The following is a 12,553-nucleotide window of genomic DNA, read 5'->3' as shown; positions in this document are numbered from 1 at the left end:
TGCCGGAATTGGATCAGAGATTGTCGAGCTGGGCTTCGAACCGTTGCTTGGCTTTCGGCGGCACACGACCGGCGAGGAAATCCTCGGGAGCGTCCACATCGCCCAAGGCGATGGTCATCACCATGCCCATGGCGAAATGCGGCTTGCAGATAACGCCGTAGACGCCTTCAACATCCAGCGTGACTTCGAATTCCTCGTTGATCTTGCCGGAAAACACCTCTGCGCCTTCCGGCAGCATGCCCGCGTTGATTTCGGCGTTGTGGCTCTTGTCGGCAGCGATGAATTTGATCGTGTCGCCGGGGACCGCTTGCACGAAGGCCGGCTCGAAGACCATTCGTTCGCCGTCAGAGCCCTTGTTGAGCATCTGGACTTCGAAGGTTTCCGCGAAAGCGGCTGTGCCCATCAGGGCAGCCAGTGCGAGGCCGGTTGTCAATGTGCGGATCATGATGTGTTCCTTTCAGATCGCTTGAGTGCTTGACCTGAACAATAGGCATTTTCCGCTATCGCAATTTGCTCTGGAACAAACTCCCAAACGTTTTGGCGATAAACCCGCAATGGCGTTACCCGAGCAGCTGTGCCACTAGGCGACTCATGGTTGACGCACCCCACCGTAAAACCCTGCCGCGGCTCGACGAGAGCCTGCTGACGCACCTGCCGCCCTTCTCGCGCCTCGAGAAACGGCAAATCCGCGTGATCCTCGATCAGGCGTCGTCGCGGCGCTATGACGAGGGTGTCGCGATCTTCGAAGAGGCACACCCGGCAGAGCGGTTCTACATGTTGCTGGACGGCTATGTCCGGGTCATCCGTATCACGCCGAACGGCGAGCAGATCACGGCGCTGCATATTCCGGCTGGCCAGCTTCTGGGCATGGCCCGCGCGATCGGGCGTGACACCTATCCTGCAACCGCGATGACGGCCTCGGAATCGCTTGTCCTGAGTTGGCCAATGCACCTGTGGGACAGCTTCATCCGCGACTACGACGGCTTTGCCACCGAAACCTACAAGACGGTGGGCCAAAGGCTGGGCGAGGTCCACAACAGGGTCATCGAGATGGCCACGCAGCAGGTCGAACAGCGCGTCGCCAATGCCCTGTTGCGCCTGATCAACCAGACGGGCCGCAAGGTCGAGACCGGGATCGAGATCGACTTTCCGATCACGCGCCAGGACCTTTCGGAACTGACGGCCACCACACTGCATACCGTCAGCAGGGTGCTCAGCGGGTGGGAAAAACGCGGCGTTGTCGAAAGCAAGCGCAAGCGCATCACCGTGCGTGACCCGCATGCCCTGATGGTCCTGAGCCAGGGCTGAGCGCGGTCAGGCCAGCCCGGCGGCCTGCATCAATTCCCCCAGGAACAGGTCTTCGTCGAGGTGATAGGCCGCGCAGGCATCTGTGACTGTGTGAAACGGGCTGACGAGGCATCCAACGCAAAGCATCCTGTGCCGCACGAACACATGGATGGTCTGCGGCCACTCGGTCATCAGATCGGCCAGCGGCAGGTCCGGATCGTCCATGCGGATAGGCGCCATGGCAGGCCTCCTTTCAGGATCACGCTAGGCGCGCCATCGCGCCAAACTTTGCGCTGGCGCAAACTTCGGTCCTGACCGCGCGGCTAGGAAACGGACATCCCGCACTCAAGGAGGCCTGAACATGGCTGAATTCCTGACGAAATCCCGGGCGCGCAACATCTTCTACGGGGGCTCGATATTCTTTGTCGTGGTCTTCGTGGGAATGACCGTCCATTCGCACCGATACGTGGTGCAGACCTCGACCGCCGGCATGGCGCTGAGCAAAGAGGTCATTCACGGCAAGCATGTCTGGGAGGAGCACTCCTGCATCAATTGCCACAGTCTGCATGGCGAAGGCGCCTATTTCGCGCCAGAGGTCGGCAACGTGATGACCCGTTGGGGGGTACTCGACGACCCGGAAGGGGCCTTTGAAATCCTAGAGGGCTGGATCGAAGCACAGCCCAGCGGGATCGAGGGCCGCCGCCAGATGCCGGCGTATGACCTGACAGAAGAAGATATCCGCGGGCTCGCCGAATTCCTGCGTTGGGCCGATCAGACAGACACTCAGGGCTGGCCGCCCAATGACGCCGGTTAAGGAGGAAAGACCCTTGAAATACGAAACACAAAGAATCGCTTACTGGTATATCCTCGCAGCCCTCGCGCTTTTCGGCATCCAGGTCCTGGGCGGGCTGCTCGCAGGCTGGGTTTACGTTGCGCCCAACTTCCTTTCGGAAATCCTGCCGTTCAACTTGATCCGCATGATCCACACGAATGCGCTGATTGTCTGGCTTCTGCTGGGCTTCTTCGGCGCAGCCTATTTCCTGATCCCCGAGGAATCCGAGCGGGAAATCTGGTCACCAAAGCTGGCCTATATCCAGCTGATCATCCTCGTGGTCGGCACGCTGGGTGCGGTTGGCAGCTACCTTGTCGGCATCCATGGCGGGCGCGAATTTCTTGAGCAACCCTTGTGGGTCAAGTTCGGCATTCTGGTTGCCGCGCTGATCTTCCTGCTCAACATCTCGATGACCGTTCTGGCGGGCAAGAAGACCGCGATCACCGGCGTGCTGCTGATGGGGATGTGGCTGTTGTCGCTGTTGTGGGTCTTTGCCTTCATCAACCCCGACAACCTGTCGCTCGACAAGATGTACTGGTGGTTCGTCGTGCACCTCTGGGTCGAGGCAACCTGGGAACTGGTGATGGCGTCGATCCTGGCCTTCCTGCTGCTGAAGCTGACCGGCGTCGACCGCGAAGTGGTTGAAAAATGGCTCTATGTCATCGTCGCGACCGCGCTGTTTTCCGGCATCCTTGGCACCGGGCACCACTTCTACTGGATCGGCCTGCCGGGTTACTGGCAATGGGTCGGATCGATCTTCTCGACCTTCGAGGTGATCCCCTTCTTCCTGATGATGTCCTTTGCCTTCGTCATGGTCTGGAAGGGCCGCAAGAACCACCCCAACAAGGCCGCGCTCCTGTGGTCGCTCGGGGCGTCCACCGTGGCCTTCTTCGGCGCGGGTGTCTGGGGCTTCCTACACACGCTGCACGGGGTGAACTTCTACAGCCACGGCACGCAGATCACCGCTGCACATGGCCACCTTGCCTTCTACGGCGCCTACGTCGCGCTCAACCTCGCGGTCTTCAGCTACGCCATGCCAATGCTGCGCGAACGCGCCCCCTACAACCAGGTGCTCAACATGGCATCCTTCTGGCTGATGACCGGTGGCATGGCCTTCATGACCTTCGTTCTGACATTCGCAGGCACCATCCAGACGCATATGCAACGCGTCATCGGCGACTATTACATGGGGGTGCAGGACAGCCTGTCGATCTTTTACCTGATGCGCTTCGGCGCCGGAGCGGCGGTTGTGATCGGGGCGCTGCTGTTCATCTATTCCATACTCGTGGTGCGCAAGTCCGAGGTCATCGCCCCCGGTTCCGCCAACCCCGTTCCGGGAGAATGAGCCATGAACATGCAAAACACGCCGACCTTGCCGTTCTACCAACCCACCGGGCGCGAATGCGACCTCTTCGAGACCGCCCATGACAACGGTTTGCCCCTTCTTCTGAAGGGGCCGACCGGCTGCGGCAAAACCCGCTTCGTGGAACACATGACCGCGAAGATGGGCAAGCCGCTTTACACTGTGGCCTGCCATGACGACCTGTCGGCGGCGGACCTGATCGGGCGCTACCTGCTCAAGGGCGGAGAGACGGTCTGGGTCGACGGACCGTTGACCCGCGCCGTGCGCGAGGGCGGTATCTGTTACCTCGACGAGGTGGTGGAGGCCCGCAAGGACGTGACGGTCGTGCTGCACCCGTTGACCGACACCCGCCGGACGCTGATGATCGACCGCACCGGCGAGGAACTGGTGGCACCCCCTGGTTTCATGCTGGTGGCCAGCTACAACCCCGGCTACCAGAACGTGCTCAAGCGGCTGAAACCCTCGACGCGCCAGCGGTTCCTGTCGATCTCCTTCGATTTCCCGAAGGCGCAGACCGAAATCGACGTGGTTGCGGCTGAAAGCGGGCTGGAGCCAGGGCGCGTCGCTCCCTTGGTGCGGCTGGCCGGGCATATCCGCAACCTTTCAGGCATGGACCTTGAAGAGGGCGTTTCGACCCGCCTCCTGATCTATGCCGCGACATTGATGGCGGGGGGTATGGGCGTCGATCAGGCGCTTGAGGCCGCCGTCATCGAACCCCTCAGCGATGAGCCGGATGTGCAGCAGGCGCTGCGCGACCTGGTCTCGACGATCTACGGGTAAGGCCATGCATCTGCTTGATCTGATGGAGCCCGAAGAGACCGTCGGCAACCTGTGGCACGACATGGCCAGCGGCATCGGCGCGGATGTCAGCCATGCGGAGGCGGGCGTGACGCTCGCCTCTGTCCGGCCCAGCCTGGCGGTACTGTTTCGCGGACTGGGCGGTGCGCCGGGCGTGGAACTGGCCGAGGCCCCGGCGACGCTGATGCAGCATCGCCGCCCCTTGCGGCGCAAGCTGGGGGCTGACCGCGACCGCGAATGGATCGCCCGGTTCGACGGCGAACGGCTCACCCTGCCGCCGGTCATCGCCGCCTTCCCGGACGCCAGCCTCAACCGTGCCGCCTATTTCTGGCTGACGGCGCTGGCGGCAACTGCCGATCTCGGCCAGATGGACCCCGACAAGACAGGGCCGGAACAGGATGTCGCGCAGATCCGCGCCAACGCCCGCGCGGCCAAGGCCGCCTATTCGGCCTGTCCGGGCCTGCGCCCGGCCTATGACGACATGGCGCGGCAGTGCGTCGATGCCCGCCCCGAGGTAATGCGCCCCGCACAGGAAGCGGCCCTGGAAACCGCAATCCGGGATCAGCTTTGCGGCAGCACGCCAGATCTCGCCACGGTCCCCGCCGCGCGCGGCTACATGCCCATCGCACCCGTGCCGATCTGGCTGCGCTTTGCAACGCCGGGCCGGGGCGATGCGGCCGAAGAGGTATCGCCCGATCCGGCCGCCCCGCCCGCGACCGCCGCTCGGACCAAGCGCAAGCTGGGCGAGCGCAAGGACCAGGATCAGCAGACCCGCAAGGACAGCTTCATCATCTACCGGTTCGAATCGATCCTGTCGTGGGTCGAATCGATGAACATCAACCGCAGCGTCGATGATGACGACGAAGAAAACGCGCAGAAGGCTGCCGACGACCAAGACAGGATCACCCTGTCGAAACAGGCGCGAAAGGTCGCAACGCGCCTGCGCCTGCATCTTGATCTGTCGCCTTCGGATGCCGATCACGAGGCGCTGGCCGGGGAACACACGTACCCCGAATGGAACCACCGCAGCCGTAGCTACATGGCCAGCCATTGCCGCGTTCTGGATGCACCGACCAAGCCCGAGGGCGCGCCGTTCCATCCAAACGAACGCCGGATGCGCGAGGTGCGCCGCCAGTTCGAGGCGTTGCGCCCGCGCCGCATCCTGCAACCGCGCCAGGTGGACGGGACCGAACTGGACCTCGACGCGGTGCTGACCGCCCGCGCCGACCTGATGGCCACGGGGCGCGGCTCCGACCGGATCTGGCAATCGGCCCGCCAGCTGGAACGGGATGTCTCCGTTGCGTTCCTGATCGACACCTCTCGATCCACCGAGGCCGCAATCGGCGAGACCAGCGTGATCGACGTGGCGCGCGAGACCATGGCGGCGCTGGCAGGCGGCATCGACGCGGCGGGCGACCGGCTGGGCATATGGGGCTTTTCATCTCTGCGCCGCGATCGCGTGTTTCTGAGCCGATGCAAGGACTTTGCCGATCCCATGTCACCCGAGATCACCGCCAATATCGGCGATCTGACCCCCGGCCACTATACCCGCCTCGGTGCCGCGATCCGCCACGTCAGCGCGCAGTTGGCCGAAGAACCGAGCGCGCGCAAGCTGCTGATCGTGCTGACCGACGGCAAACCAAACGATCTGGACCATTACGAAGGTCAGCACGGCATCGAGGACAGCCACATGGCCGTCCGCGAGGCCCGAAACGCGGGCCAAAGCCTGCACGGGATCGTGATCGACGAGGATGGTCAAGACTGGTTCGCGCGCATCTTCGGGCGTGGGGGCTTCACCCTTTTGCCCGACCCTGAACGCCTGACCAAGGCATTGCCCGACATTTACCGCACCCTGACACAGGAGACCTGAGATGCACCGCTTTATATTTCTGTTCCCCGCACTTCTGGCATCGCCCGCCCTGGCCGAGGGCTATGACCGCCCGATCCCGCAGGCGCAATCCGCCACGGCCGAGTTGTGGTATGCTCTGGCCTGCCTGGCCCTTGTGGTGGCCATGGTCGCTGTGCAGCGGCTGGTCTCGCGCCGATGACCCGGCAGGGCTGGTCCGCACAGAAGATCGCGCTGGCGCTCTATCCCTTCGGGGCCGGCGCGGCGGCGATCAACGTCTTTTTCGCCTCGCTGATCTTTAGCTGGCTGGGCGGGCCGGTCCTGTCGACCGCATGGTCGATCGGGCTTGGCTGCGTGATCGGAGTCCCGGCGACCTGGTATTTCGCCCGGCACATACGGGCCCTCATGGATATGGCAGACGCGGGATCCGATCCCGCAGGAGATTGACAATGGCAAACACATCGGCAGAGCAAATGCGCGCCTGGGCTGGACCGGCGCTGTTCAGCTTCGGGTTCCGGCCCTTTTTCCTGTTCGGCGCGGCCTGGGCCGTACTGGCGATGCTGCTCTGGTTGCCAATGCTGGCGGGCACACTTGCGCTTCCGAGCCGGTTCGACCCGGTGTCGTGGCACGCCCATGCGTTTCTTTTCGGCTATCTTGGGGCGGTCCTGGCCGGGTTCCTGCTAACGGCTGTCCCGAACTGGACGGGGCGTCTGCCGATGGTCGGCTGGCGTCTGGCCGCGCTTTTTGCGCTCTGGGTGGCCGGGCGGATCGCGGTGCTGGTTTCTGCGCTGCTACCGGCGGGCATTGCAGCAGTGGTCGATCTGGCCTTTCCCATCGCTTTGGGCGGCCTGGTCTTGCGCGAGATCGTGGTCGGAAAGAACTGGCGCAACCTGGTCGTGCTGGCTCTGCTGGCGGCCTTCGCCCTGGCCAATGCCTTGTTCCACATCGAAGCCATCACGGGCGGCTATCCGGCCCAGGGCATTGGCCTGCGCCTTGGCGTCGCGACGGCGGTGATGATGATCGCGGTGATCGGCGGGCGGATCATCCCGTCCTTCACGCGCAACTGGCTGGTCAAGATCAACCGTCCCGCGCGCCCTGCCCCGCCGATGCAGAGGTTCGACAAGCTGGTTCTGCTGGTGACCATTGCAGCGCTGGCGCTTTGGGTCTTGTGGCCGTTCGCGCCCCAGACCGGGGTGGCTTTGATCGGCATGGGCATCTTGCATTTGGCGCGACAGGTCCGCTGGCAGCCGCATCAGACGCTGCGCGAGCCGCTTCTCTGGGGGTTGCATGCCGCCTATCTTTTTATTCCGGCGGGGGCGCTTGCACTCGGGCTGGACCTGATCGCTGGCCGGTTCAGCAGCGCTGCGGCGCAGCACCTGTGGATGACCGGCGCCATCGGCGCGATGACCATGGCAGTGATGACACGGGCCAGCCTTGGCCATACCGGTCGGGCGCTGACCGCGAACGGGGCGACCATCGCCATCTACCTTTGCCTGTTCGGAGCGGTTCTGGCGCGGGTCCTGTCGTCGGTGCACATTGCCCTGAGCCATATTTCCGGGGTGCTATGGATTGCAGCCTTCGCAGGGTTCGTGGCCGCCTATGGCCCGTCCTTGCTACGGCCGAAACCGGAGAAATGACAATGGGATGGGCCGGATTTGCCGCTGTCTTCGCAGGCTTTCTCCTGACGCATTCGATACCGCTGCGCCCGGCAGTCAAGGCGCGGCTTGTCGGCGCGCTTGGCCCGCGTGGCTTCGGATGGGCCTACTCGGCCCTGTCGCTGGCGATGCTGACCTTCCTGATCCGGGCTGCCGGCGCGGCGCCCTATCTGCAGCTCTGGTATCAGATGGGCTGGCACCGGCACGTCGCGCATCTGGGCATGTTGGCGGTGTGCCTGATCCTTGCGTTCAGCATCGCGCGGCCCAATCCCTTCTCCTTTGGCGGGACGCGGAACGACAGCTTCGACCCGGACCGGGCGGGGATCGTGCGCAGGACCCGGCACCCGGTCCTGCTGGCGCTGGCCCTCTGGGCTGGCGTGCACCTTTTGTCAAACGGAGATCTGGCCCATGTCATCCTGTTCGCCGTGCTGGGCGGCTTTGCCATCGCTGGGCAGACGCTGATCGACCGGCGCAAGCGGCGGGACCTCGGACTGTCGCATTGGACCGCGCTCGTGTCCGCGCGCAAGGCTGCCCCGCGATTGCAACGACCGCTCTCCTGGCGCGGGGTCATCCTGCGGGGCCTCGTCGGCCTTGTCGTATTCGCAGCCCTGATCCTGGCCCACCCATATGTCATCGGGGTGCCCGCCCTCTGAGCGCGTCGATATGGGGTCCGGGGGAGCGGACCAGACCACGGGTTATTCCGAAATATCCACCGGTTCGGACAGAACGACATCCGCTGGCAACCGTGCCACCCTGATCCGATCCGCGTTGACCAGGTCATTGCCCTCGGCCCGGGCTTTGGCAGCCTCAGGCGTGTGATCGTGATCCAGCCACCTCTGAATGCATCTCTGCCGCACCACGCTTGGTGGTGTGTCGATCCAAACGGAGAGATCCCAAAGATCCGCCATTGAACGCCAGTCAGGTTCGTCGAAGAGCAGATAATTGCCCTCGACGATCACAACGTCTGTTTCCGGATCGACAACGCGGGCCGCCGCGATGGACAGGTCCTTCTCCCGATCAAAAACCGGAAGGTAGATGGTGCGGTCGGTTACGCGCAGCTGGCGCAGCACCGCGGTGAACCCGTCGACATCAAAAGTTTCCGGCGCCCCCTTTTTCGCCCGAAGACCGCGTTCGTCCAAAACCCGGTTGTCGAGGTGGAACCCGTCCATTGGCACGACAACCGCGCGAACGCCCTCCTGTGTCAGCCGCGCCTGCAGAAGGGCAGACACCGTCGACTTCCCACTGGCGGGTGGCCCTGCAATTGCCAGCAGGATCCGTCCACCCATGCCGAGCTTTTCCAAGACGGCTTGGACAAGGGTTTGCATCACGGTTTCGCTGCTCGTCTCTTGCATGTTTCGCAGTCCTTATCGGTTGATCCCGCCAGGCGTCTGGTCCGGGCAATTCCGGAGTTGCCCGGGTGTTGAGTTGGGCTCCCACCGTGCATACCGGCCCGCAGGTCCGGGTGCCGCAAAATCTGGACCCACTTGTGCGCCACGGGCTCTATCGCGGACAATAAGCCTCCAGCGCAGCCTCGGCGCCGTGAGACCAGATGAGGCCCAGCCATTTGCCAAAGGCTTCGGCAAAGCGCTCGCTCGACGCAAGCTCACCATATACCTGATCTTGGGAAATCCAGACGTGCGGGTCCGTCCGCGCCCGCTTAGCGACCGCGTTGAGCCGATCCCAATGCGGATCATTGGGGTCGATCACGCTGCCATCTTCGCGGATCCCGGCGCACATTCGCGCCCAGAGCGCCTCGACCAGCGCCAGTCCCTCGATGGGCGCGCCCTCGGCCAGCGCCTCCCGAAGCACCGGTAGTAGAAAGCCGGTATGGCGCGAGGATCCATCGAAGGCGACCCGGCGGGTCGTGTCGACGATGGACGGATTGGCAAAGCGCCGGGCGACCAGTTCCACGTAGTCGGACGCATTCATCCCCGGAACCGGCGCGACATGACGCACGATCTCGTCGTGCTGCACCTTGTGAAAGAAGGCGCTGATACCGTGGTGTTGCATACATCCCGAGATCGTCTCGACCCCAAGAATCTCGCCGACATTCGCCAAGATCTGATGCCCTGCATTTAGAATGCGCAGTTTCATCATCTCGTAGGCGTGCACCTGGTCCGAGAAGGTCGCGCCAACCGCATCCCATTCCGGACGGCCCGCGCAGAAATCATCCTCGATCACCCATTGGCGGAAATTCTCGTGTGTGACAGGGGCCGCGTCCGAAATGCCGAACTCCCGCACAAGGGCGCGTTCCGCATCGCCCGTGGCCGGGACGATGCAATCGACCATGGAATTGGGAAAACTGCCCTCTGCCTCGATCCAATCGGCGAGGTCCGGATCGCTGAGCCGTGCAAGCGATACCACGGTCTGCCTCAGGATACCGCCATTGCCCAACAGGTTGTCGCAGCTTTGGGCGGTGAACGGACCATACCCCGCGTCCCGTCGCTGCCTGAGCGCGGCGACCATCGCCCCAAAGGCCGTGCGCGGGCGATCCGGGTTTTCGACATCATGGCGCATATCCGGGTGGGCGCTGTCAAATCCGCCACTGACCGGGTCGATATAATAGCCGCCCTCGGTCACGGTCAGGGCGACGATGCGAATGGCCGGATCGGCCATCTGCGCGATCAGGGGCGCATTACCTTCTTCGATAGGCAGGTAATCAATCATTGAACCGACCACCTCGGCGGAACTGCCCGACGGGTCCAGCTCGATCAAGGTGGTCAGGCAATCCTGCGCCAGCAGCTTTTCGCGCATGGCGGCATCATATGGCCGCACGCCCGCGCCGATGATGGCCCAGTCATGGGCCAACCCCTGCTGCATCAGGCGGTGCAGATACCAGGATTGGTGGGCGCGATGGAAATTTCCGACGCCAATATGGACGATGCCCGGGGTCAGGGCGCCGCGATCGTAGACCGGGCCTGACACGCCCTCAGGCAGAGCGTCGAGCGTCGCCTCGATGAGCGGAACGGGGGCAGATAAAGGCGCAGCAGATCGCATCAGCTCATCCAGTTCCCGCCATCGACATTGTAAGTCTGTGCCACGATGTAATTGGCCTCCTCCGACGCAAGGAAGATCGCCATGCCGGTCAGGTCAGAGGCCCGTCCCATGCGCCCGTAAGGCACGCTGGCGCTCACCTCTTTTTTCTTCTGGCCCGGCGCCTTGCCTTCATGTTTGGCAAAGAAGGCATCGACACCATCCCAGTGTTCGCCGTCCACGACACCCGGCGAGATGGCGTTCACGTTGATGCCGTGTTCGATCAGGTTGAGACCCGCCGATTGCGTCAGGCTGATAACGGCCGCCTTGGAGGCGCAGTAGATCGCGACCAGCGGTTCGCCCCGGCGGCCCGCCTGGCTGGCCATGTTGATGATCTTGCCGCCCTTTCCGCGGTCGATCATGTGCCGGGCCACCACCTGCATGGTAAAGAGCGTCCCCGCGACGTTGAGATCGAAAATCCGGGTGTAGTCGTCGCGGGTGATCTCGATGATGGGCGCGGCCGTGAAGAGCGCGGCATTGTTGATCAGGATGTCGATCCCGCCAAAGGCCTCTGCCGCGGTCTCGACCGCGCCCTCGATGCTTTCCTGCCGTGTCGCGTCCATCTCGATCGCGACCGCAGCCGCGCCGATCTCTTCGGCGGCGGCCCGCGCGCGGGTGATGTCGATATCGGCGATAACGACGCGCGCGCCCTCGGCCACATAGGCCTTTGCAAAGGCCAGGCCGATGCCGCGTGCGGCCCCGGTGATCAGGGCGGTCTTGTTTTCAAGTCGTTTCATTCGATCCTCAGCCCCCTTGCGTCGAAACGGTGCAGATACTCGGCCCGCGGGGTCAGAAAAACCGTGGCGCCGTAGTCAAGCAACAGCTCGCCCGAAGCGCGAACGGTCAGTGGTTCGTCGGAGATGTCGCTGTGAATATGGAAGAACGTGTCGGATCCAAGATGCTCGGAAACGCCGACGATGCCTTTCCACGCCCCCTCGGAATCCGATATGTCTATATGCTCGGGCCGGATGCCGATGGTTGTGGCGTCATGTCTGGCTGCCTCTGCTCCGGTCACAAGGTTCATCTTGGGCGACCCGATGAACCCGGCGACAAAGGTGTTCTTTGGCCGCTGGTAGAGTTCCAGAGGGCTGCCGACCTGTTCGATATAACCAGCCTGCAGGACCACGATCTTGTCGGCCATTGTCATGGCCTCGACCTGGTCATGTGTGACATAGACCATCGTCGTGTCGAGCTTCTTGTGCAGCTCGGAAATCTCCATCCGCATACCGACGCGCAGCGCGGCATCGAGGTTGGACAGCGGTTCATCGAACAAAAAGGCCGCAGGTTCGCGGACAATCGCGCGCCCGATGGCGACGCGTTGGCGCTGACCGCCCGACAGCTGCCCGGGGCGGCGTTCCAGGTAATCGGTGAGGTTCAGCACATCGGCAGCCGATTTCACCCGCCTGTCGATTTCGTCCGGGCTCATCTTTGCCATGCGCAGCGGAAAGGCGATGTTCTTGCGCACGCTCATGTGTGGATAAAGCGCGTAGGACTGGAACACCATGGCCAGGCCGCGCCGTGCGGGGACGACATCGGTGGCATCCTCGCCGTTGATCTCGATCACGCCCGAGGTGATATCCTCCAGCCCCGCGATCAGGCGCAGCAAGGTGGACTTGCCGCAGCCCGACGGACCGACGAAGACCGTGAACTCCCCGTCCTCGATGGTCAGGTTCAGGGGCGGAATGACCTGCGCCTCGCCAAAGCTCTTGGTCACGTCTTTCAGTTGAATGCGTCCCATT

At 63.3% G+C, this 12,553-nt stretch carries 15 protein-coding genes; 9 read left to right on the top strand and 6 right to left on the bottom strand.

The genetic code is table 11. The features are described 5' to 3' along the window. Nucleotides 1–13 precede the first annotated feature (13 nt). Nucleotides 14–445, bottom strand: a complete 432-nt coding sequence (locus tag LCF59_RS05040) for a pseudoazurin (protein WP_292286227.1) — start codon at nt 443–445, stop codon at nt 14–16. A 146-nt stretch (nt 446–591) separates the two neighbouring features. Between LCF59_RS05040 and LCF59_RS05035 the strand changes: the two genes are divergently transcribed. Then, the gene (locus LCF59_RS05035; protein WP_292286225.1) at nt 592–1,308 is read left to right on the top strand and encodes a Crp/Fnr family transcriptional regulator; all 717 of its coding nucleotides are present in this window, start codon (nt 592–594) and stop codon (nt 1,306–1,308) included. Nucleotides 1,309–1,314: 6 nt separating this feature from the next. On the opposite strand, the gene LCF59_RS05030 is transcribed toward LCF59_RS05035, so the two are convergent. Further along, the gene (locus LCF59_RS05030) at nt 1,315–1,527 is read right to left on the bottom strand and encodes a DUF1858 domain-containing protein (protein ID WP_292286223.1); all 213 of its coding nucleotides are present in this window, start codon (nt 1,525–1,527) and stop codon (nt 1,315–1,317) included. Nucleotides 1,528–1,648: 121 nt separating this feature from the next. Here LCF59_RS05030 and LCF59_RS05025 point away from each other — a divergent pair, with 121 nt between their 5' ends. The 8 genes from LCF59_RS05025 to LCF59_RS04990 are packed head-to-tail and all read left to right on the top strand — an operon-like array spanning nt 1,649 to nt 8,434. Then, nucleotides 1,649–2,101, top strand: coding sequence for a cytochrome c (locus LCF59_RS05025; protein WP_292286221.1), 453 nt, complete (start codon nt 1,649–1,651; stop codon nt 2,099–2,101). A gap of 13 nt (nt 2,102–2,114) precedes the next feature. Continuing rightward, nucleotides 2,115–3,464, top strand: a complete 1,350-nt coding sequence (locus LCF59_RS05020) for a cbb3-type cytochrome c oxidase subunit I (RefSeq protein WP_292286219.1) — start codon at nt 2,115–2,117, stop codon at nt 3,462–3,464. 3 nt (nt 3,465–3,467) lie between these two features. Then, nucleotides 3,468–4,262, top strand: coding sequence for a CbbQ/NirQ/NorQ/GpvN family protein (locus tag LCF59_RS05015; RefSeq protein WP_292286217.1), 795 nt, complete (start codon nt 3,468–3,470; stop codon nt 4,260–4,262). A gap of 4 nt (nt 4,263–4,266) precedes the next feature. After that, complete coding sequence (locus tag LCF59_RS05010) at nt 4,267–6,150, top strand: VWA domain-containing protein (RefSeq protein ID WP_292286216.1); 1,884 nt, start codon at nt 4,267–4,269, stop codon at nt 6,148–6,150. A 1-nt stretch (nt 6,151) separates the two neighbouring features. Continuing rightward, the gene (locus LCF59_RS05005) at nt 6,152–6,328 is read left to right on the top strand and encodes a protein NnrT (protein ID WP_292286214.1); all 177 of its coding nucleotides are present in this window, start codon (nt 6,152–6,154) and stop codon (nt 6,326–6,328) included. Next, on the top strand, nt 6,325–6,573 hold the full coding sequence (locus tag LCF59_RS05000) for an NnrT protein (protein ID WP_292286212.1): 249 nt from the start codon (nt 6,325–6,327) through the stop codon (nt 6,571–6,573). Before LCF59_RS05005 ends, LCF59_RS05000 begins: the two co-directional genes overlap by 4 nt. A 2-nt stretch (nt 6,574–6,575) precedes the next feature. After that, on the top strand, nt 6,576–7,763 hold the full coding sequence (locus LCF59_RS04995) for an NnrS family protein (protein WP_292286210.1): 1,188 nt from the start codon (nt 6,576–6,578) through the stop codon (nt 7,761–7,763). Nucleotides 7,764–7,765: 2 nt separating this feature from the next. Continuing rightward, nucleotides 7,766–8,434, top strand: a complete 669-nt coding sequence (locus tag LCF59_RS04990; RefSeq protein ID WP_292286208.1) for an NnrU family protein — start codon at nt 7,766–7,768, stop codon at nt 8,432–8,434. Nucleotides 8,435–8,476: 42 nt separating this feature from the next. Here the strand turns inward: LCF59_RS04990 and LCF59_RS04985 are convergent, their stop codons facing one another. The 4 genes from LCF59_RS04985 to LCF59_RS04970 form a co-directional block, all read right to left on the bottom strand. Then, a complete protein-coding gene (locus LCF59_RS04985) occupies nt 8,477–9,133 on the bottom strand; it encodes a nucleoside triphosphate hydrolase (protein WP_292286207.1) in 657 nt (218 codons plus the stop codon). A 148-nt stretch (nt 9,134–9,281) separates the two neighbouring features. Then, nucleotides 9,282–10,778, bottom strand: a complete 1,497-nt coding sequence (locus LCF59_RS04980; RefSeq protein WP_292286204.1) for a mannitol dehydrogenase family protein — start codon at nt 10,776–10,778, stop codon at nt 9,282–9,284. Continuing rightward, nucleotides 10,778–11,551: an L-iditol 2-dehydrogenase gene (locus LCF59_RS04975; protein WP_292286203.1), complete on the bottom strand. Its 774-nt coding sequence runs from the start codon at nt 11,549–11,551 to the stop codon at nt 10,778–10,780. The genes LCF59_RS04980 and LCF59_RS04975 overlap by 1 nt, the downstream gene beginning before the upstream one ends. Continuing rightward, nucleotides 11,548–12,552 (bottom strand): ABC transporter ATP-binding protein, encoded by a 1,005-nt coding sequence (locus tag LCF59_RS04970; protein ID WP_292286201.1) that lies wholly within the window; start codon nt 12,550–12,552, stop codon nt 11,548–11,550. Before LCF59_RS04970 ends, LCF59_RS04975 begins: the two co-directional genes overlap by 4 nt. Between the last annotated feature and the right edge of the window lies 1 nt (nt 12,553).

Origin of the sequence: Marivita sp. (genome assembly GCF_020055675.1) — a bacterium.
Lineage (GTDB): Bacteria > Pseudomonadota > Alphaproteobacteria > Rhodobacterales > Rhodobacteraceae > Marivita.
Note: the sequence above shows the minus strand (reverse complement) of the source record. Positions and strands in the feature narration are given on the sequence as shown.

Bases quoted from the DNA above. Each gene is read 5' to 3' on its own strand.
- LCF59_RS05040 (WP_292286227.1), bottom strand. From the start codon at position 445: ATGATCCGCACATTGACAACCGGCCTCGCACTGGCTGCCCTGATGGGC.
- LCF59_RS05035 (WP_292286225.1), top strand. From the start codon at position 592: ATGGTTGACGCACCCCACCGTAAAACCCTGCCGCGGCTCGACGAGAGC.
- LCF59_RS05030 (WP_292286223.1), bottom strand. From the start codon at position 1,527: ATGGCGCCTATCCGCATGGACGATCCGGACCTGCCGCTGGCCGATCTG.
- LCF59_RS05025 (WP_292286221.1), top strand. From the start codon at position 1,649: ATGGCTGAATTCCTGACGAAATCCCGGGCGCGCAACATCTTCTACGGG.
- LCF59_RS05015 (WP_292286217.1), top strand. From the start codon at position 3,468: ATGAACATGCAAAACACGCCGACCTTGCCGTTCTACCAACCCACCGGG.
- LCF59_RS05010 (WP_292286216.1), top strand. From the start codon at position 4,267: ATGCATCTGCTTGATCTGATGGAGCCCGAAGAGACCGTCGGCAACCTG.
- LCF59_RS05005 (WP_292286214.1), top strand. From the start codon at position 6,152: ATGCACCGCTTTATATTTCTGTTCCCCGCACTTCTGGCATCGCCCGCC.
- LCF59_RS05000 (WP_292286212.1), top strand. From the start codon at position 6,325: ATGACCCGGCAGGGCTGGTCCGCACAGAAGATCGCGCTGGCGCTCTAT.
- LCF59_RS04995 (WP_292286210.1), top strand. From the start codon at position 6,576: ATGGCAAACACATCGGCAGAGCAAATGCGCGCCTGGGCTGGACCGGCG.
- LCF59_RS04990 (WP_292286208.1), top strand. From the start codon at position 7,766: ATGGGATGGGCCGGATTTGCCGCTGTCTTCGCAGGCTTTCTCCTGACG.
- LCF59_RS04985 (WP_292286207.1), bottom strand. From the start codon at position 9,133: ATGCAAGAGACGAGCAGCGAAACCGTGATGCAAACCCTTGTCCAAGCC.
- LCF59_RS04980 (WP_292286204.1), bottom strand. From the start codon at position 10,778: ATGCGATCTGCTGCGCCTTTATCTGCCCCCGTTCCGCTCATCGAGGCG.
- LCF59_RS04975 (WP_292286203.1), bottom strand. From the start codon at position 11,551: ATGAAACGACTTGAAAACAAGACCGCCCTGATCACCGGGGCCGCACGC.
- LCF59_RS04970 (WP_292286201.1), bottom strand. From the start codon at position 12,552: ATGGGACGCATTCAACTGAAAGACGTGACCAAGAGCTTTGGCGAGGCG.